Origin of the sequence: Cohnella endophytica (genome assembly GCF_003628305.1) — a bacterium.
GTDB lineage: Bacteria > Bacillota > Bacilli > Paenibacillales > Paenibacillaceae > Cohnella > Cohnella endophytica.
Window position 1 is genome coordinate 268,064 of the sequence record NZ_RBZM01000004.1, and the last position, 20,155, is coordinate 288,218.

The 20,155-nt window shown below is 54.2% G+C and carries 15 protein-coding genes; 11 read left to right on the forward strand and 4 right to left on the reverse strand.

What is annotated here, in order from left to right:
* Window positions 1-846 precede the first annotated feature (846 nt).
* The 5 genes from mobA to D7Z26_RS07760 all read left to right on the forward strand — a co-directional run bounded on the left by mobA (window position 847) and on the right by D7Z26_RS07760 (window position 7,703).
* Window positions 847-1,464 carry a molybdenum cofactor guanylyltransferase gene (gene mobA, locus D7Z26_RS07740; RefSeq protein WP_120975547.1) on the forward strand — a complete coding sequence of 206 codons (618 nt, stop codon included), beginning with the start codon at window positions 847-849 and terminating at the stop codon, window positions 1,462-1,464.
* Between the two features lie 16 nt (window positions 1,465-1,480).
* Window positions 1,481-2,746, forward strand: coding sequence for a molybdopterin molybdotransferase MoeA (locus tag D7Z26_RS07745; protein WP_233566708.1), 1,266 nt, complete (start codon window positions 1,481-1,483; stop codon window positions 2,744-2,746).
* Window positions 2,747-2,804: 58 nt separating this feature from the next.
* Window positions 2,805-3,323 (forward strand): molybdopterin-guanine dinucleotide biosynthesis protein B, encoded by a 519-nt coding sequence (gene mobB, locus D7Z26_RS07750; protein ID WP_120975549.1) that lies wholly within the window; start codon window positions 2,805-2,807, stop codon window positions 3,321-3,323.
* A gap of 321 nt (window positions 3,324-3,644) precedes the next feature.
* The gene (locus D7Z26_RS07755; RefSeq protein WP_120975551.1) at window positions 3,645-5,399 is read left to right on the forward strand and encodes a proline--tRNA ligase; all 1,755 of its coding nucleotides are present in this window, start codon (window positions 3,645-3,647) and stop codon (window positions 5,397-5,399) included.
* A gap of 102 nt (window positions 5,400-5,501) precedes the next feature.
* A complete protein-coding gene (locus D7Z26_RS07760) occupies window positions 5,502-7,703 on the forward strand; it encodes an ATP-dependent helicase (RefSeq protein WP_120975553.1) in 2,202 nt (733 codons plus the stop codon).
* A 19-nt stretch (window positions 7,704-7,722) separates the two neighbouring features.
* Here D7Z26_RS07760 and D7Z26_RS07765 read toward each other — a convergent pair whose 3' ends face one another.
* The 3 genes from D7Z26_RS07765 to D7Z26_RS07775 are packed head-to-tail and all read right to left on the reverse strand — an operon-like array spanning window position 7,723 to window position 10,127.
* Window positions 7,723-8,505 carry an ABC transporter permease gene (locus D7Z26_RS07765; protein WP_120975555.1) on the reverse strand — a complete coding sequence of 261 codons (783 nt, stop codon included), beginning with the start codon at window positions 8,503-8,505 and terminating at the stop codon, window positions 7,723-7,725.
* Between the two features lie 6 nt (window positions 8,506-8,511).
* Window positions 8,512-9,315: an ABC transporter permease gene (locus tag D7Z26_RS07770; RefSeq protein WP_120975557.1), complete on the reverse strand. Its 804-nt coding sequence runs from the start codon at window positions 9,313-9,315 to the stop codon at window positions 8,512-8,514.
* Window positions 9,312-10,127, reverse strand: a complete 816-nt coding sequence (locus D7Z26_RS07775; RefSeq protein WP_120975559.1) for an ABC transporter ATP-binding protein — start codon at window positions 10,125-10,127, stop codon at window positions 9,312-9,314. Before D7Z26_RS07775 ends, D7Z26_RS07770 begins: the two co-directional genes overlap by 4 nt.
* A gap of 894 nt (window positions 10,128-11,021) precedes the next feature.
* Between D7Z26_RS07775 and D7Z26_RS07780 the strand changes: the two genes are divergently transcribed.
* The 6 genes from D7Z26_RS07780 to D7Z26_RS07805 all read left to right on the forward strand — a co-directional run bounded on the left by D7Z26_RS07780 (window position 11,022) and on the right by D7Z26_RS07805 (window position 18,907).
* Window positions 11,022-12,866, forward strand: coding sequence for a cache domain-containing sensor histidine kinase (locus D7Z26_RS07780; protein ID WP_120975561.1), 1,845 nt, complete (start codon window positions 11,022-11,024; stop codon window positions 12,864-12,866).
* Between the two features lie 6 nt (window positions 12,867-12,872).
* Window positions 12,873-14,504: a response regulator gene (locus D7Z26_RS07785; protein ID WP_120975563.1), complete on the forward strand. Its 1,632-nt coding sequence runs from the start codon at window positions 12,873-12,875 to the stop codon at window positions 14,502-14,504.
* 19 nt (window positions 14,505-14,523) lie between these two features.
* Complete coding sequence (nagZ, locus tag D7Z26_RS07790; protein WP_120975565.1) at window positions 14,524-16,113, forward strand: beta-N-acetylhexosaminidase; 1,590 nt, start codon at window positions 14,524-14,526, stop codon at window positions 16,111-16,113.
* A 203-nt stretch (window positions 16,114-16,316) separates the two neighbouring features.
* Complete coding sequence (locus tag D7Z26_RS07795; RefSeq protein WP_233566710.1) at window positions 16,317-17,426, forward strand: CapA family protein; 1,110 nt, start codon at window positions 16,317-16,319, stop codon at window positions 17,424-17,426.
* Window positions 17,410-18,243: a glycerophosphodiester phosphodiesterase gene (locus D7Z26_RS07800; RefSeq protein WP_233566711.1), complete on the forward strand. Its 834-nt coding sequence runs from the start codon at window positions 17,410-17,412 to the stop codon at window positions 18,241-18,243. Before D7Z26_RS07795 ends, D7Z26_RS07800 begins: the two co-directional genes overlap by 17 nt.
* 4 nt (window positions 18,244-18,247) lie before the next feature.
* Window positions 18,248-18,907: a fumarylacetoacetate hydrolase family protein gene (locus D7Z26_RS07805; protein WP_120975570.1), complete on the forward strand. Its 660-nt coding sequence runs from the start codon at window positions 18,248-18,250 to the stop codon at window positions 18,905-18,907.
* Between the two features lie 50 nt (window positions 18,908-18,957).
* Here the strand turns inward: D7Z26_RS07805 and D7Z26_RS07810 are convergent, their stop codons facing one another.
* Entirely contained in the window at window positions 18,958-20,076 is a 1,119-nt protein-coding gene (locus D7Z26_RS07810; protein WP_120975572.1) for an HD domain-containing phosphohydrolase, read from the reverse strand.
* Between the last annotated feature and the right edge of the window lie 79 nt (window positions 20,077-20,155).

Sequence of the window (20,155 nt, forward strand, 5' to 3'; positions counted from 1 at the left end):
CTCGAGAGGGGCTCCCAGCAGGGAGTTACTTGCTTTGGCGAACTAACTGGCGCTCGAAAGTGGCTCACAGCAGGGAGTTACTTGCTTTGGCGCGAACTAACTGGCGCTCGAAAGTGGCTCCCAGCAGGGAGTTACTTGCTTTGGCGAACTAACTGGCGCTCGAAAGTGGCTCACAGCAGGGAGTTACTTGCTTTGGCGAACTAACTGGTGCTCGAAAGGGGCTCACAGCAGGTAGTTACTTGCTTTGACGAACTAACTGGCGCTCGAAAGGGGCTCACAGCAGGGAGTTACTTGTTGTGACGAACTAACTGGTGCTCGAAAGGGGCTCATAGTAGGGAATTACTTGCTTTGGTGAACTAATTGGCGCTCGAGAGGGGCTCATAGTAGGGAATTACTTGCTTTGGTGAACTAATTGGCGCTCGAGAGGGGCTCACAGCAGGGAGTTACTTGATAAGGTGAACTAATCGGCGCTCGAAAGAGGCTCACAGCAGTTAGTTACTAGAAAAGATTGAACATCCCGCGCACATGGGTCACTCCACGAAGGTAGTTACTCGAAAAAATCAAACAACTATCGCTCAATAGGTACTCTCAGCAGTTAGTTACTCGAAAAAATCGAACAACTCCCTCACAGAAGGCACTCTCAACAGGTAGATACTCGAAAAAATCGAACAGCCCCCTCACAAGAGGCACCTCCAGCAGATAGTTACACGAAAATATCGAACAACTCATACATTTGCGATCCCGAAACGTGTCAAACTTGTCCCCATAGTTGTCACCGAGCCTTACATCGGGATAAAATAGACCCATTCATCACCTGTCGCGGATTTATTGAAGGGAGGCGTCGTCATGACGTCCGATCGATCCGTCGTTATCTTAGCCGGCGGCCAAGGACGCCGCATGGGCGGCGTCAATAAGGCTTTACTTCCGTTAGGCGGAGAGACGTTACTGGAGCGGCAGCTCAGAGAGGCTAGGAAATGGTCCGACGAGATCATCATCGTCGCCAACGAACCGATCTCGATGCCCGCAAGCATCGAGGCTGAGGCGCGCGTCGTTACCGACATCTATCCAGGCGACGGTCCTATCGCAGGTATCCACGCGGGTCTATCCGCGTCGTCGCGCCCTTACGTCTGGGTGCTAGCTTGCGATCACCCCTACCCGAACGCAAACGCGGCCGAACGGCTGCTTGAACGGATGAACGCCGCATCCCAAGCCGCCATTCCGATCATCCTCGACAGACCGCAGCCTCTGCACGCGGTATACCGCAAAGAGGTGGCTTCCGAAGCGGAAGCCATGCTCGCCAAAGGCCAAAGACGACTGACCGAGCTGCTGGATAAGATCGAATGGGTGGCATTGAACGAATATATTTTCGCGGAGCGGGGCATTCGAATTACTTTTGCCGACGATATCGATACCCCCGAGCATTACGAGCGGGAGAAAAGACTTCTCCGGATGGAACAACAGTAAAGGGGCGAAATTGCTCGTGCAACCTATAGATCATAACCAGCCCGACCGGTTCAGGCGCCATGCACTGCAACCGGAAGAGGCGCAAAGAATCCTTTTCGAATATATATCGCCTTTGCCCGACGAAGCGGTCCCGCTTGCCGATGCATGGGGAAGAACGTTATCGCAAGACATCAACGCGCCTCATCCTTTTCCGCCGTTTCGACGATCCGGAATGGACGGCTTCGCCGTGCGCGCGCAAGATTTGCTAGAAGCTTCTCCCCAAATGCCGATCAGCCTTGACATCATAGAGTCGATCCCGAGCGGGGTAGCGCCGACGAGAGCGATCGGTCCAGGACAAGCTTCGCGGATTATGACGGGCGGCATGTTGCCGGACGGTTCGGATACGGTCGTGATGCTGGAAATGACGACGACGGCAGAACGGGAAGAACATTCCATCGTAACCATCTCCAGAAGCGTACCGAAAGGAATAAACGTAGCGGATATCGGTTGCGAGATTGAGCAGGGAACGCATTTACTGCATGCCGGACAGCGTATCGGGGCCGGAGAATCGGCGTTACTTGCCGCTTGCGGCTATGCGGAAGTCCGAGTAACCCGTAGGCCTCGGGTGGCGATCCTATCAACCGGCAGCGAGCTTCTGGAGATTCACGAGCCGCTTGCTCCCGCCAAAATCCGCAACAGCAATGCCCCGATGCTGGCCGCGTTAATCAAGGACTGCGGAGCGGAACCCGTCTTACTCGGACAAGTTCCGGACGACGCCGTTAAGGCTCGCTCCATTATCGACGAGAGTATCGGCACTTGCGATATTTTGCTTACTTCCGGGGGCGTGTCGGTCGGCGATTACGACGTGATGGTCGACGTTCTGGCTTCGCCCGGCGTCGAACTGCTCTTTAACAAAATCGCCATGAGACCAGGAAGCCCAACGACAGCCGCCACCCTAAGAGGCAAGCTGCTCGTTGCGCTGTCCGGCAACCCTGGAGCCTGTTTCGTCGGCTTTCATTTGTTCGTCGCCCCCGCGCTCAGGAAGATGCTCAGCCAACAACCTTTCACGGCTAACCAAAGCTTCAAAGCCCATCTCGGTAAGGATTTCGCGAAAGTAAACGCCTATCGTCGGTACATTCGCGCCAGAACCGAATTGAAGGACGGGACGGTATGGGTAACCCCGACCGGCGACGATAAATCCAGTCTTATGAAGACGATCGTAGGCGCGGATTGCTTGATCGAGATTCCTCCGCTTAAGGAAGGACTCGCGAAAGGACATCTCGTGACAGCTTGGAAACTTTAAGAGGCAAGCGATCGATTCCGACATCCGCACGCCGCCGAAGGAGGAACAATAACCGCCCATGGACATTATCCAAATCGTCGGCTACAAAAATTCGGGTAAAACAACGCTAACTTGCGAACTCGTCCGGGCTTTTTCCTCGAAGGGCCTACGAGTCGGCACGATCAAACACGACGCGCACGATCATGACCCCGAGCCGCAAGGCACGGATACACGGTCGCACCGGGAAGCGGGAGCGGAGATTACGGCGTTCTCTTCGCCAAGCCGAACCGCTTGGGTGGAGGAGCATACTACGCCGCTGGAGCAACTCGTTGTCCGGATGGAGCAACGGGCATTGGACGTTCTTCTAATCGAAGGCTACAAGTCCGCGCCTTATCCGAAAATCGCGCTGCTGCGGGGCGAGGAAGACATAAACCTACTCGCTCTCCCGAACTTGCTTTCTGTCGTGTCGCGAGAGCCGAATCCAACCTTAACCGCGATCGCCGAGCAGCGTCGGCTCCCATTGTTCATCCATCCGGATCTCCGTTCCTTCACGCCGATCATCGCCTACTTGCTTGACAGAAGAGAACGATTGTTGTAGATTAACTGAAATCATTGTTCTTGTAAGTTTTGTTTCATCCATACAATAATAGCTTCGACCAAGGCCATGAGCCCCATTTCCTTCGTTCCAGAAAAGAAACCCTAGGCTGAGAGGTTTCGCGATCGAATGGTTTACTCCCCTCCTTGCGAGCTGCGGCGGTGAAAATCCAGTATCCGTCGCCGGTAATTCCCGTTAAGATTTCGAGGGATGTCGCGCTCCGTGCGGCATTCGAATTTAGGGTGGTATCACGAACACATTCGTCCCTGGCGAGTGTGTTTTTTTGTTTTTCCGCGATTTGAAAAAAGGAGGTCATACTTTACGATGAGACAAAGCAAATTATTCGCCCAAACCTATCGGGAAGCTCCGTCGGATGCCGAGGCTTTAAGCCATCGGTTGTTGCTGAGAGCCGGATTCATCAGGCCGCTCGCGGCCGGAATATATGCCTATTTGCCCCTAGGTCAACGAGTGCTTCGCAACGTGGAGCGTATCGTCCGCGAAGAAATGGACCGGACGGGAGCGCAGGAGCTGCTTATGCCGGCGATGCAACCGTTGGAGCTATGGGAACAATCCGGTCGAGATCAAGCGTACGGCCCGGAGCTTATCCGGCTGAAGGATCGCCACGAAAGGGAGTTCGCCTTGGGTCCTACCCATGAAGAGGTAGTAACGACGCTGTTCCGAGGGGAAGTGAACAGCTATCGTAAGCTACCCGTTACGCTTTATCAAATTCAGACGAAGTTCCGCGATGAACGGCGCCCGCGATTCGGGCTGTTGCGGGGCAGAGAGTTCGTCATGAAAGACGCTTACTCCTTCGATGAAGATTGGGAAGGGCTGGACCGGAGCTACCAGCTTATGTACGAAGCCTATCGTCGCATTTTCGATCGATGCGGCCTGAATTATCGGGCGGTGGAGGCAGATGCCGGTTCGATCGGAGGCGAGGGCGAGACGCACGAATTCATGGCGCTCGCCGATATCGGCGAGGATACGATCGTTTCCTGCGAAGCGTGCGACTACGCGGCGAATCTGGAAAAGGCGGAAGCCGGTCCGTCGAACGCAACGACTATCCAAGTCCAAACCCCAGCCTACGGGGAAAATACAACGAATCAACAGCCGCAACGACTCCATACGCCGAATGTACGCACGATCGACGAACTCGTAACGGCGATGCAATTATCCGCGTCCCGGTTTGTTAAGACGATGATCTACATCGTGGACGGCCAAGCGGTTGCCGTCTTAGTTCGCGGCGATCGTGAAGTGAACGAGCTTAAGGTCAAGAACGCGTTGCAAGCCGAGAAGGTCGAGATCGCCGATGCCGACACGGTGCTTCGCGTTACCGGAGCTCCGTCGGGCTTCGCCGGTCCGATCGGTTTGAGCGTACCGCTTCTCGTCGACATCGAAATCGCAAACGGCGAAGCTTGGATCGCGGGCGCGATCGAAGCGGATTATCACGTTAGCGATGTTCGTCCGGGCAGGGATTTTACGTTAACGCGCGTTGGCGATTATCGGAACGTCGCGGAAGACGACGTTTGTCCGCGTTGCCGGTCAGGCAAGCTGCAATTCTCGCGTGGCATTGAAGTCGGGCACGTATTCAAGCTGGGCACGAAATACAGCGAGCGGATGAACGCGACTTTAGCGGACCGATCAGGCAACGAAAAAGCGGTAATCATGGGCTGCTATGGAATCGGAGTTTCTCGATTATTGTCCGCGATCGCGGAGCAGTATCATGACGGGGACGGAATGGCTTGGCCGATGGCGTTAGCCCCTTATCAAGTCCACATCGTTCCGGTATCGGTGAACGATTCCGTGCAGATGGAGCTGGCGGAGCGTCTTTACGGTCAACTCCGCGATTCCGGAGTCGATACGTTGCTTGACGATCGGGAAGAGCGTCCGGGCGTGAAGTTCAAGGATTCCGACCTGATGGGCATCCCGATCCGAATCGTCATAGGGAAACAAGCCGCGGAAGGAGTCGTCGAGTTCAAGTTACGTACGCGACCGGACAAAGAAACGGTGAACGCCGGCGACGTTTGTGATAAAGTGAAGGAAGCGATACGCGAGGCCCTTGGGGCCTACCGAACTTAACAGGCTTCGTTCAGGGGAGCGCCTACTAGGGCGCTCTTTCCGTTGAAATGCCTTTAATTGAACCCAACCGCAACATCTGTCAGCGAGAGGAATTTTGGACATATGAAGACGACTACGTTTTTCGAACGAAAATATAACGAACTCGGCGTGGAGCTAAACGAAGTTCAGCGTGAGGCGGCCATGCATGCGGAAGGTCCGTTGCTTCTGCTGGCATCGCCCGGCTCCGGCAAGACGACGACGCTCATCATGCGGATCGGTTACTTGATCGAGGAGAAGGGCGTGCGACCGTCGCGAATCAAGGCCGTGACGTTCAGCCGAGCTTCCGCCCAGGACATGAAGGAACGATTCGCACGTTTTTTCCCGGCGCTTGCCCATCAAGCTCCCGACTTCTCGACGATCCATAGCTTTGCGTTCGAGGTACTGAGAGATTATTATCGCGGGCGTAGAATCGCCTACCGTATGATCGAGAATCCGAACGAGCCGGGTGCAGAGAAGCTAAACAAGCCGGCGATTCTTCGAGATATTTTCCGCAAGGTGAACCACGATTACGCCACCGACGACCAAATGGAGGAACTGACGAGCTACATTAGCCTGATCAAGAACAAGCTCCTTGAGGGCGACCGTCTGTCCGAAGCGAAGTGCGACGTACCGAAGGCTGCGGATATTTACAAGGAATACGAGCGCTTCAAGCAGTCCGGAACGCCCGAATTGCTGGTCGATTACGATGATATGCTAACGATCGCCAACGAGGCGTTGACGCAAGACGCGGAGCTGCTGCGCGGCTATCAGAACCGCTACGATTACGTGATGACGGACGAGAGCCAGGATACTTCCCTCGTGCAGCATGCGATTATCGCAAATCTGGTGCAGTCGCACGGTAATCTGTGCGTCGTAGCGGACGACGATCAGAGCATTTATGCTTGGAGAGCGGCGGAGCCCCAATATTTGCTCGACTTCAAGAACGTCTATCCGAATGCATCCATGCTCAAAATGGAACAAAATTACCGCTCGACCCCAAACATCGTGGACGTGGCGAACCGGTTCATTAAACGCAACAAAAACCGTTATGACAAAAACATGTTTACTCGTAACCCTTCGCATTCGCCGATCGCGATTACGGAGCTGCCGGATTACCGGGTACAGGCGAAATACGTCGTGGAGAAAATCGCGGACGGAGATCCGGAGGATTTGGGCGAAGTCGCAGTCTTATACCGAAACAACTCTTCTTCCATCATGCTCATGAACGCGCTCGACCGCATGGGAATTCCCTTTTATATGAAGGATGGGGATAATCGTTTTTTCTCCCACTGGATCGTCGAGGACGTGCTGAACTTCATGCGAATGACGTTTAACGATAAGAGGCCCGACATTCTGGAAAGAATCCATACGAAGCTGAACTGTTACATCACGAAGCAGCAGATGGCGGCATTGTCGGCGCTTGGTCCGATCGAAGAGGAATCCGTGTTCGACGCGTTGCTGCAGCATGTTCCTTTGCAGGAATATCAGATCAAACAGCTGGAAGCGGCCAAAACGACTTTCGCGCAATTAAAGGGCGCGAAGCCGCTGATGGCGATTCAGACCGTCCGGGATAAACTCGGCTACGATAAGGCGCTGGACAAAATGTGCGAACGGATGGGGTTCCGGAAAGAGTATTTGTCCGGGATTCTTAGCACGCTCGAAGAAATCGCAGAGCCCCTCGACTCGATGGAAGCCTTCGCCGCGCGGTTGAAGGAGCTGGAGCGCAACATGAAGCAATCCAAGTTCAACAAAGCCGGCAACGCGGTAACGTTATCTACGTTCCATAGCTCCAAAGGCTTGGAATTCCGGCACGTCTATATGATCGATCTGATCGACGGCATCATTCCGTCGGCCGACGACCGCAAGAAGGAAGAGCAGGGTCGGTCCGAGGAGATGGAAGAGGCCGTGAGGCTCTTTTACGTGGGGATGACGAGGGCGAAACAACGGTTGGAGCTGCTATATTATAAGAAAAAGGACGGAGACAACGTTCAGCCGTCGCCGTTCGTAACGGAAGTTCGCCATATTCAGGATCCGCCGAAGGAGATCGCGAAGGCTCCGGTCAAGCTGTCGTCTAAGAAGGCGAAGGAGTTAAAAGCGCAAATCCCGCCCAACCCGAATGCGATCCGCGAGCTCGCCGGCTTGACGGAAGGCCGCGAAGTCCGTCATCGCGTATTCGGCACCGGCGAGATCGTTCGATTGGACGGCGACAGCATCGAGATTCGATTCGGGACCGCGATCAAGCGGCTTTCCGCGAACATCTGCGTCGATATGGGGTTGTTGGAATAACGGACGAGTACAAAGGGAATTAGGATCCTGTCGAACGATAGTGCCGGACTCCGAATCTCCATACTAGCACGCAAGGAACGAGGAAAAGGCATCCGGCGAGCGGAGTTAGCATGTGAAGCAGGGGGCTGCCATCGGTTTTGCCGAGAATGTAAAGCAACGGCAAATAGTTGACGCACCCGAACGGGATGACGTACGTGAAGAAACGCACGACCCATTTCTGGTAAATGTTCAACGGATATTGGGCCATCTCCCTGCCGCCGTCCGTGAAAATATTGGCGATCTCGAGTCCTTGGATCGTCCAGAAGCACATCGCGGCGACCAACATGAAGATGCCCGTGAAAATAAACACTCCGCTGACGACCATGAAGAGAAGCGTTATCGCTTTCGCGAACGTCCAATCGACGTCGATGCCATAGACAGCCCAGCCTAAGACGAGTAAGCTTTGGAGCAATCTGCCGATTCGCGTAAATTCGAATTTCGAACCGAGTACTTGCAGCACGGTGCCGCGGGGACGAACGAGCAACCGGTCGAAATCGCCGTTCGATACAAGGGTCGAGAACATGTCGAAGCCTCTTCCCAAGCATTCGCTGATCGAGAAAGCCATGTGGATGACTCCGAAGCAGAGCGCGACCTCGTAGAAGTCCCAACCCTTGATTTGTCCGAATCTCTCGAACATGAAGTAAAGTCCGGCGAACACGGAGAACGGGATAAAAAATTGGCCGAACGACATGAGCCAAAAAGAAGTACGATATTGCATCTGGGACTTGAACAAAATGAGCAAATATTTGCCGAATAGCTTCATGCCGGTTTAACCTCCTTGCACGACGACTCGTCGTAGCGCCTTGCTCATCGTATATTTGCCAACCGCTACGAGTGCCGCCAACCAAGCCAATTGCAAGGGAAGCAGCTTTAGAGCCTCGTTAACCGGAATGTGACCGGAATAGATTCGGAACGGAAAATCGGACGTAAACCGGAACGGAAGCGCATAGACGATCGATCTCATCCAAGACGGCATAAGCGGAATCGGAATAATCATGCCAGCCAGGAACTCTCCGAGCACCGCGAAAAGGAGCAAAGAGCCCGCAGGCGACATCGTAACGAAAGTAGAGATATAGATAAGCATCGAGATCGAGACGAGGATGAGCAAGCCGAAGAGCAGCGCGACGAAGGAAAGGATAGCCGCTTCGAAAGTAGCCGGGAGATTCAAGCGGTAAGGTTCAGGAAGAAACGCGGCTACGAGAAGAATAGGAAAGCATCTTAGCAAAGCGCCCGACAGTCGTTGCGCGAGCAGCTTCGCGTACCAGAAACCGTAAAGCTCGCTCGGGCGGCATAGCTCGTAGGCGATGTTGCCGCCGGTAATGAGCTGGAACAGCTCGTTGTCGCGGAACCAGAGCACGATAAGCGCCAGGAACGCTTGCTGGAGCCAGATGTAATCCGCGATCTGCGGTAACGAGATCGGAGAATCGATGCTCGATTGGCTGTAGAACGCGACGAATACCATCAAGATGAGGAAGCCCCAGAAAAATTGCGTCGCGATGCCCGCGAGCGCGGCGGTACGATACTGCAAACCCATGGAAAGGCGGAGACGGAAAACGGATAGGTAGGCTCTCATGTGATTTGGTACTCCTTGTACATCCGGACGATGATGTCTTCGATGGACGACGAGCCGTCTGCCGTTTCGTCGACGTATTTGTCTCTCAGCGTGCCGATATCCCCGTCGTAGAGGAGGGTTCCTTTTCCGATAAGGAGAATCCGGCTGGCCAAAGCTTCGATGTCGTTCATGTCGTGCGTCGTCAGGATGATCGTAACGCCTTTTTCTTGATTGATCCGGGAAATGAATTGTCTGACCGCGATTTTGGAGACGGCGTCGAGTCCGATCGTCGGTTCGTCGAGGAAAAGAATGCTGGGGCTGTGCAAGAGGGATGCGGCGATTTCGCACCTCATTCGCTGACCGAGGCTGAGTTGCCTGACCGGCGTGTGGATCAAGTCTCCGAGGTCGAGCGTCTCGGTGAGCAGCTTAAGATTTTCTTGATATTCGGCTTCCGGCACGTCATAAATATCCCGAAGCAGGTCGAATGAGTCGATAACCGGAACGTCCCACCATAGCTGCGAGCGCTGGCCGAACACAACTCCGATATTCTGCACGTACTTCACGCGATCGAGCCAAGGCGTATAACCCATAATCGAGCACGAGCCCTTGTCAGGTACGAGAATGCCGCTCATCACCTTGATCGTAGTCGACTTCCCCGCTCCGTTAGGCCCGATATAACCGACGATCTCTCCAGGCTTGATCGCGAACGAAATATCGTTCAGCGCGGCCACCTCCGTATACTCCCTCCGGAACAGCGCCTTAAACGCGCTTTTCACGCCGGAAGTCCTCTTCGCGACCTTAAAGCTCTTGCTTATACCGCTAACCGTAATCAATTGTCGTATCCTCCTGTATGGAATGAAAAGCGAAAGGAAGAAGATGGTATCACTTACTTGCAAGCGTTGTCAATCACAAAATGTTGAATCGATACGCGGAGCGCAAGGTGTTGACGATGAGCTGTAGTGCGATGTAATCGTACAAAGGAGCGAGTGCAGCGGGTGCGAACCCGTGCAGTCAGGTAAAACCGAACTGGAGCAAGAGAAATGTGTATTCGATGAGCTGTAGTCCGGTAAAACCGGACTACGGAGCGGGTGTAGTAGTTACAACCTGCGCAGTCAGGTGAAACCGAACTGGAGCAAGAGAATTGTGTGTTCGATGAGCTGTAGTCCGGTAAAACCGGACTACAGAGCGAGTGTAGTAGTTACAACCTGTGCAGTCAGGTGAAACCGAACTGGAGCAAGAGAAATATGTGTTCGATGAGCCGTAGTCCGGTAAAACCGGACTACGGAGCGAGACGGCAGTACAAGCCGGAGAGCAGAAAAACACGGTATCTCTAGGCATGGAGCGGGAATAGGTCTCGGAAGAGCGAAGCGTCCGCCTCTGTAAACCCATTGCCACCTCTACAGATTTTACCCATCAGGCAATGGGTTTGCAGGAAGCGGCTGGAGAGACCTATTCCCGTGGAATGCCGCCGCACCAACACCTCTTAACCTCGCCCCTCAACCTCGCCACCCCAATCTCACTACCCCGAAAACTCGCTGACTTCGCAGTAGCGCAACGCCACACCACTGTCCATTTTTATCCCTCCATAATGGGAATAACGTCTTATAGCCTCCGGCTTCCCACCTTATAATAAAAGGATAGCAACAAGTTTGCGTTAGGTAATAACGCCGACTACCTGCTCCTCCTGATATAATGAGTTCAACATTCCCGAGAGGACGGGCGCACAGATGAGCTTGAGTCAACGGATTTTTGTCGCCTTTTTCGCTTTTATAATCATTCCATTATTTGTGCTAGGCAGCGTCTCCTACCTCGTGTTCCAGAAAGTGACGCAAGAGAAATACGCCGAGCAGACGGAGCTCACGCTCAAAGCGATCGGCCGCAACCTCAACAACATGATCAAAGAAGCCAACTATTTCTCCGACTTCTGGGTTACGACGGAGGACAGTGTTGAGTCCGTGGAGCAATCCATCGATTCGGGCGCAGGCGCTTTGGAAAGCGACAAAGATAATTCCAAAAGTCCGGACTACGTTCAACTGCTCGAGAAAGAGAGGCTGCGCCAGCGAGTGCTTCTCACTTATCCCGGCATCAAGTCGGTTACTTTGTACCGCAATGACAACCAGCAGATTACAGTCAATTTTACGAAGGATACGCCGATCGCGCGCAGCGAATTGGAAAGCAATCCGATATACAAAGAGGTTCTGCGCAAGAACGGAGCCCCGGTATGGGTCGGACCGAACGAAGATCCCAAGCTGACGGGAGAAAATAATCTATTCACGCAAATCCGCGTCCTGCTTGACGTGGATTCGCTCACGAGCAAAGGCATTCTGGTGACGCGGTTCGAGCTCAGCGAGTTGGATCGGCTTTTCAGCTTTTATAGAAATCAAGGCAACAGGAACCGCAGGTTTCTTGTCGTGGCCGGCAACGGGAATATCGTCTTCGATAACGCATACGAAGCGAGCGGGAAATCCATCTCCGAATTTGTAGATACGAAGAACGGAATCGATATGAAGCGTCGCGGATCGCAGAGCAAAACCTTAACCTTCGACGGGAACAAAAGCTTCGTATCCGTGCAAGATTTGCAATTGCAGAGACTGGGGGTCGGAGATTGGAAGCTGGTCATGGTCACCTCCTGGCAGTATTTGTCCGGCGACATGGCGCTCGTGCTTCGCTGGATGGTCGTGGTCACGACGGTTTCGCTCATTCTGGCTTTAGTATTCAACTTGATGTTCGTCCGCCGTACGGTCCGGTTTATCATTCGCGTCGTCAGGGCGATGCGTCAAGTGGAGCGCGGAGACTTGTCGACCCGCGTCCCCGTCGTCGGGAAGGACGAGACCTCGAGTCTGGCCTGGGGATTTAACAGTCTGGTCACGAGGGTGTCGGAGCTGCTCGACGACGTGAAGCAGGAGCAATCGCGCAAGCGCAAAGCCGAGATGATGCTCCTGCAGGCGCAGATTAAACCGCATTTTTTGTTTAATGCGCTGGAGTCCATCAATATACTCGCGGTCCAGAACGAAGGACGCAAAGTGAGCAAGATGGTGCAGCGGCTCGCGAATATTTTCCGGATCAGCATTCAACAGAAGGAAGAAATCACGATCGAGCAAGAGCTGGAACATCTGCAAAGCTACTTGGAAATACAGAAGTACCGTTTCGAGGATTTGTTCGAATATTCGATTGACGTATCCCCCGAGCTCATGTCGAACACTATACTGAAGCTGACGCTTCAGCCGCTCGTCGAGAACAGTATCCAGCATGGATTCGAAGGCATCGACTATATGGGACGAATCCATGTCAGCGCCCGAGAAGAGGGCAATAACATCGCCTTCTACGTCGAAGATAACGGAATCGGCATTACGGAGGAGCAGATGGCACGCTTCGTTTCCAGCGGAATGACGACTTTGCAGGAAATGTATGAAGAGTCCCCGGAAACGGGCGAAAGACGGGGACTCGGCGTCGGCAACGTCGCGGACCGTCTGCGAATCCACTACGGCAACGGATACGGATTAACCTTGTGTAGCGCCCCGGATCAAGGAACGATTATTAAATGTTTGATACCGCAAGGAGCGGGGGAGTGACGATTAATGCGAATTAAAGCGCTTCTAATCGACGATGAAGTGAACATTCTAAAAAACCTGCAAGCCGTTATACCCTGGGAAAGCCTGAATATCGAGCTGATCGGTACGGCCCGCAACGGAGAACAAGCGCTGGAGCTGGCCAGAGCTCAGCGCCCGCAGCTCATTCTTTGCGATATTCGGATGCCCGTCATGGACGGCATCGAATTTCTGGAAGCGCTTCGCGAATTCGATGCGGAAGCCGAGGTCATCATGATGACCGGATATCAAGACTTCAGTTACGTGCGGTCCGTTATTCGTTATGAAGTAAAGGATTATATCCTTAAGCCAATCGACTACGAGGAATTGGAAAAAACGATCAAACGGCTTGCGGCCGGCGTCCGGGAGAGAAGTATCGAAGCGCATTCGATGCAGCAAGAATGGAAACATGTCTTCCATCTGGCCTATGAGAAAGTGCTCTACGATCGGATCGTCGACCTAGGAGGCTCGGCGAGCCGTCCTTTTCTGAAGCTGACCGAGCTGGACGGGGATAACCTGGCGTTCGCGATGATGTTAGTGGACGTAGCGGATTATTCCCAGCGGGAAAGGTCTTGGGACGACAAGGAACGGAAGCTGTGGAATTTCGCCATTCAAAATATTTTGCAGGAAAACCTGACAGCCTTTAATGTCCAGCACTCCGTGCTCCAGGTAAGGAGCGGGGAATGGTGCGTGCTGATCGAAAGATCCGCTCCGGATATCTATGACCGGGATCAAATCATGGGCTGGGCGGAGAAGCTGCGGTCTGCCGTCGAGAACTACCTCCGCCTATGTATCCGCATCGCGCTCCATCCGTCCGAGGTGACGCTTAAGCAGCTTGCCAAGACCTACAAGAGCCTCCAAAGATCGCTTAATTTGTCCCAGACGGCGGATACGGGCATTATCGTGTCGGAGAAAGCCAGAGGCAGCACCGAGCCTTCCCAGAAGCTATGGGACTGCATCGAAGAGATGGTAACGGGGTTGAAGCGGTGCGATCGGCGGCGGACGGAAACTTCGCTCAAGGAATTGAACGATAGCTTCCGACAACTGCCCGAAGCATCTTTCGAGCGCGTCGCGCCGATCGTCCACTATTTGTGCCTCCACCTCATCAGGGAGATGCGCGCGATGGAAGTGATCGGCCGGGAAGAGGAACTCGAGGTATGGCGGCGGATCGATCAGCATCACGGCATTCGCGACACGCTTCAGGTCATCAATCGCCTCGTCGACCAGTCGTTGGAGAGCGTGATGAGGAAGAAGACGAGCGACGTACTCATGCTGTCGGCGAGGGATTATATCGAACGCAATCTTTCCGCCGAACTAAGCATCGATTTGCTAGCCGATTACTTGGGCATAAGCGGAAGCTATTTTAGCCTGTTGTTTAAGCAGCATATCGGGGAAACGTTCGTCGAGTACGTGACGAAGCAGCGGATGGAGATGGCGAAGTCGATGCTCGCGTTAAGCGACAAGAGCGTCACGCAGGTGGGCCAGATGGTGGGCTACGCCGAAAGGCGTTATTTTACGCGGGTGTTCAGTAAATATACCGGGATGCTCCCATCGGAGTATCGCGACAGACAGCATAATCAATCCGGCGCGGAGCTGCCGGCATGGGCGATTCATGAAGACTGACAAGGGGGAGATGAACAAAATGGCTGCGAACAGGACATTTGATCAACTCGATTTGAAGGAAAAGATCGGTCAGCTCTTCATGTGCGGATTCGACGGTCTGGAGCCGACGGACGATATCTTGAGCTTGATCGCGGAATACGGGCTCGGCGGGGTAATTTACTTCCGCAGAAACGTACGAGACGCGGCGCAGGTCGCGGAATTGTCGAGCAAGCTGCAAGCCGCGGCTGCGGATCCGCTGTTCATCGCGATCGATCAGGAGGGCGGAATGGTCGTTCGTCTGGAAGAAGGCGTGACGGTTATGCCGGGAGCGATGGCGCAAGGCGCGGCAGACAGAGCGGAGCTTACAGGCGAAGCCGCGAAGCTGTCGGGAGCCGAGTTGCGCGCGATCGGAATTAACATGAACTTCGCGCCTTGTCTTGACGTAAACAATAATCCGTTGAATCCGGTCATTGGAGTCCGCTCTTACGGGGAAGACCCGAACCATGTCGCCGCGCTGGGAACGGCGGCGATTAACGGATATCGCGATGGCGGCATCGTTGCCGTGGCGAAGCATTTTCCGGGACATGGCGACACGGCGGCCGATTCCCATCACGAGCTGCCTTCCGTTCCGCACGGGGTCGAGCGTTTAAACGAAGTCGAATTGCTTCCGTTCCGCCAAGCGATCGAACAGAAGGTGGATGCGATCATGACGGCGCACGTCGTGTTCCCGGCGTTCGAGCCGGGCGGCATCCCCGCGACGTTATCTCGGCGCATTCTATCCGGCTTATTGCGCGATCAGCTAGGTTTCGATGGCGTCATCGTGACGGACTGCTTGGAAATGAACGCGATCGCGGAGACGATCGGAGTAGCCCGCGGAGCGGTCGAGGCGATTAAAGCGGGAGCGGACCTGATCTTGGTCAGCCATCGCATCGTCCGTCAGACGGCCGCTCTCGAAGCCGTCATGGAAGCGGTCATGACGGGGGAAATCGCCGAAGCCCGCATCGATGAAGCGGCGCGAAGAATTTGGGAGCTCAAGCATAATCGGGGCCTGTTCGCGGATGCGGCACCGGCTACGGATGCGGCTCGGGCGGAAGAAGTGCAACGTCTGCTATGCGAAGCTTCCGTAACGGTCGTTAAAGGCGGCGATCGGCTTCCTTTGTCGAAGGACGGCAATACGGTCGTCGTGTGGGTGGAAGCAAGGGTAGGGACGGAAGTCATCGAAGTGATCAAGCAAGAGTGGACGCTTGGCGCGGCGCTTACGCAAGCGGGTTACGATATCGCGGAAGTCCGGATCGGACTCGATCCGACGGCGGAGGAAGCAGCTGATGTCCGCAACGCGATCGAAGGCAGCCGTACGGTCATTTTCGCTTCCTACGACGCGGGATTCTCCGCCGGGCAAACGGCGCTTATTCGCGAATTATCGGCAAACGATAATTATGCCTTCGTATGGGTAGCCATGAGAACGCCATACGACCTATTGGTGGCTCCGGAAGCCCCTGTTTACCTTTGCGTTTACGAGAACAAACCCGCGATGATGACCGCCGTGGCGGGAGTGCTCTCCGGAGAATTGCCATTATCGGCTAAGCTTCCGGTAACGATCGGCGAATATGCGAGAGTAACCGCGCTTTAGAGCGGCAGAAAATCGTCTTTTTTGTCTCCTTGTTGTATAATAACGGGCAAGAGGCAGACGGAAGGGCGGTACAATCGATGACTTATTCGCGATCGCGCACGCATAATCAGCAGAAGTCCAAGCGTCGCAGCCGGACAAGATTTTTGCTCGTTTTAATTGGCATTTTATTGAGTTGCATCGTGATTGCAGGAGTTCTCCTATGGGTGGCTAGCAACAATGATGCCGATTCCGGCAATCCTAAGTCTCAACATACGGCATCGTCGGAAAGCGATCCAGTGACTGCGGAAACTCGGCAGCCGGATCCTTCGGAAGAAGCAAACGCGAACGCGACCGACGATCCTACGGGACAAACCCAAGGATCGGAAGGCGACTCATTATCGTTCTCCTTCGTGGGCGACATTCTGCCCGCGGCTAAAGTGTTGGAGCTCATGAAGATCAACGGTTTCGATTACCCGTTCCGTGGAGCCAAAGAAGCTCTGGCAAAAGCGGACATAACCGCGGGTAACTTGGAAACTCCGATTACGGTTCGGGGAACGCCGGCGGAAGATAAGCAATACGTTTTTCGCGGCAGCGCCGAAGCGATTCCCGAAATCAAAAATGCGGGATTCGATTTCTTATCTCTCGCTAACAATCATACGCTGGATTACGGATGGGATGGCTTAAGCGACACGATGGACGCGTTGGACGACGCGGGACTGAAGCACGCGGGTTCGGGCATCGACGATAAAGAAGCTTATACCCCGGCATACATAGAAAGCAAAGGAATGACGGTCGGCTTCGTCAGCGTGACGAGAGTCGTGCCGGAAGTGGGTTGGAAGGCGGATCGCAATCACCCCGGCGTAGCCGAGGCTTACGCGCCTGATCGCGCGGTCGCTGCGATCAAAGAAGCGAAGAGCAATGCCGATATCGTCGTCGTGATGGTCCATTGGGGCGTGGAAAGAGCCGAGCGTCCGGTGGCGCATCAGACGGATTTGGCTCATCGGTTCGTCGACGCCGGAGCGGATCTGGTAATCGGAAGCCACCCGCACGTCTTGCAGGGCTTCGAAGCGTATAAGGGTAAGTGGATCGCATATAGCCTCGGCAACTTCGTCTTCTCGACGACGACGTCTTCCATAACGTCGGAAACCGGCGTGCTTCACGCTTCCTGCGGCAAGAACGGAAGCTGTTCGTTAAATTTCGAGCCGATGTTTGCCACAAACTCTCAGCCGGCCCCTATGGAGGAGAGCGCGGGCAAAGCATTGCTGGCTCGCTTGTCGACCGTGTCTTATGGCGCAACCGTAAAGGAGGATGGCACGATTGTGGCTACAAATTAAACTTTGGGTCAGGGGCTTAGCCAACCTGCCTTTTCGTTTTCCATCCAAAGGAGTGAGCGTTAAGGACGAGACGAAGAGGATGCAACTCCATCCATGCGTCGCTCACCGGGGGTTCTCCGGGCGCGCGCCGGAAAATACGCTCGCCTCGTTCAGACTGGCGTTGGATCAACCGGGCGTGACGGGAATCGAGTTGGACGTACATCTATCCAAAGACGACATCCCGGTCGTTATTCACGATAGCACCTTGAAACGTACGACCAACGGAGACGGCCGCGTTCGGGATTTCTCGGCGGAGCAGTTAAGCCGGATGGATGCGGGGAGCTGGTTCGATCAGTCTTTTGCGGGTGAAGGAGTACCTGCGCTTGATCAGGTTCTCGAACTCGTAGCCGGGAAATGTCGGTTAAACGTAGAGTTAAAAGGGGACGACGCGGACCCGGGGCAACTTGCCCAACGGACCGTCGAAATTATACGCTCCCATCGTTTGGAAAACGACATCATCATTACGTCGTTTAATCCAGAGATTTTAAGAGCGGTGCGTCGTCACTCTTCATCGATCAGAACCGGTTTGATCATCGACGACTGTCCTCCGGGATTAATCGACCGGGTAACCGAACTCGGAGCTTCGTTTCTTTCGATCGGCTTTCAGCATCTGAACGATTCTTTGATGGAGCAGGCAGCCCGGGCATCCGTCGACGTCATGGCTTGGACGGTGAACACCGCGGGCGATCTGCGCAGGTTATCGAGAAGACCGGAAGCCTTTCAATTATGCACGAACTATCCGGACCGTTGGTTAGCGGCCGTTCAAGAGGAGAAGTGACAGCATGAGCATCAATGCCCGACATTCTCTAGCGTTAGACGCCATACGTAATATCTATTGCGTAGGGCGTAATTATCGATTGCATGCCGCGGAGCTCGGCAACGAAGTGCCGACGAGCCCGATGATTTTCACGAAGCCGTCGCATTCCGCCGTCGAGATGAACGGAAACGATCTCCTCGTTCCTAGCTCGCAAGGAAGCGTGCATTACGAGGCGGAGCTCGTCTTCGCGGTAGGGAACACCTATGAAGCCGGGATGAGCTGCGATGATCTGTTCTCGTCGTTTACCGTTGGCTTGGACCTTACGCTTCGGGATGTCCAAGATCGGTTAAAGGCAAAGGGTCACCCGTGGCTGGCCGCCAAAGGATTTCGAAATTCCGCGACGCTAGGACGCTGGCTCGAGTTCCGGAGCGTCGCCGCGATGGCGGATCACGACTTCGGATTAACAATTAACGGGCTGGAGGTTCAGAGAGGGAACGCGAACGACATGGTATTCGATCTGCAGAAGATCGTCGACCACGTCGGCGGCGCGTACGGTCTTGGCGCCGGCGATCTCTTGTTCACGGGCACTCCGGCGGGCGTCGGAGCTCTGAGCGAAGGAGACCGCGTAGAAGTCTGGTGGAACGAGAGCGACCTCGGAAGCTTGACCGTTAAGCTGCAAGGCTAATATCGACAAAAGGAGCTATCCGCCGGAAATGGCTTGGATAGCTCCTTTGCTTATTCTTCATCGGCCAAGCGCTTGCGAATTTGCAGCAGCTTAGGCAACTCGGCGAAGAAGACATCGACCACGCGCGGATCGAAATGCCGTCCGCGTTCCTCGCGGAACAACTTTTCGATTTTCTCGAGCGGCCAAGCCTCTTTATACACCCGCTCGGCGCTTAAGGCATCGAATACGTCGGCGACGGCGGTTATGCGGCCGAAAATATGGATGTCTTCGCCTTTCCTGCCGGCGGGATAGCCGCTTCCGTCCCATTTCTCATGGTGCTGCTCGGCGACGATCGAAGCGGTGCGCAAGAGCTCTCTTTTCGACCCTTTAAGCAATTGGTGCCCGATCTTCGTATGGTCTTTAATCAGATCGTATTCTTCTTCCGTCAGCTTCCCCGGCTTGTTCAGCACCGCATCGGGGATGGCGACTTTACCGATGTCGTGCATCGGGGAAGCCGTGCGGAGCAGCTCGGCCTGACTGACGCTCAGTCCGAGTCCGAGAGCGAGCACGTAACTATATTCGGCTACCCGCTTGACGTGGTTACCCGTCTCCTTGGAGCGAATCTCGCCGATTTCCCCCATCGTGAAAATGATCTCGCGCTGGGTGTCGATAATCTCTTGGTGTAGCATGACGGATTCCAACGATTTGCCTGCGTATGAAGCGGCTAGGGACAACAGCTCCAAATCCCGGGAAGTAAAATAGTCGACCTCCGTCAGTTTGTTAATCGCTTGGTAGGCGCCGATAATCTCTCCGTCGTTATTGCGGAAAGGAACTGTGATGATCGATTTCGTATGGTAGCCGGTTCTGCGATCATTGTCCGCATTGTGTCTGGGGTCGGAGTAGGCATCTTCTATAATAATCGGTTCTCCGGCGGATATGGCGTTCCCGACGAGACCGGTGCCGAAGGGAATGCGAATTTCATCGACTCCGTGGGCAACGGTCGTATAGATTTCATGATTCGTTTCGTCGATTAACCAAACCGTGCAACGATCGGACAAAATCAGCTCTCGTCCCATGTCCGCCATATGCACGAGCACCGCGTTCAATTGTCGTTCATTGGCGATTTTGGCCGTATATTCGAAGATGATCTTTAATAGATCTTCTGGCGTCAGCTCTTGTTTGTACATCATGCGTTCACTCCTTAAACTTTCCCTATCCCTAATTCGCCGAGAATTATGTCGAATCCTGCTATTTTCGGCGATTAAGATA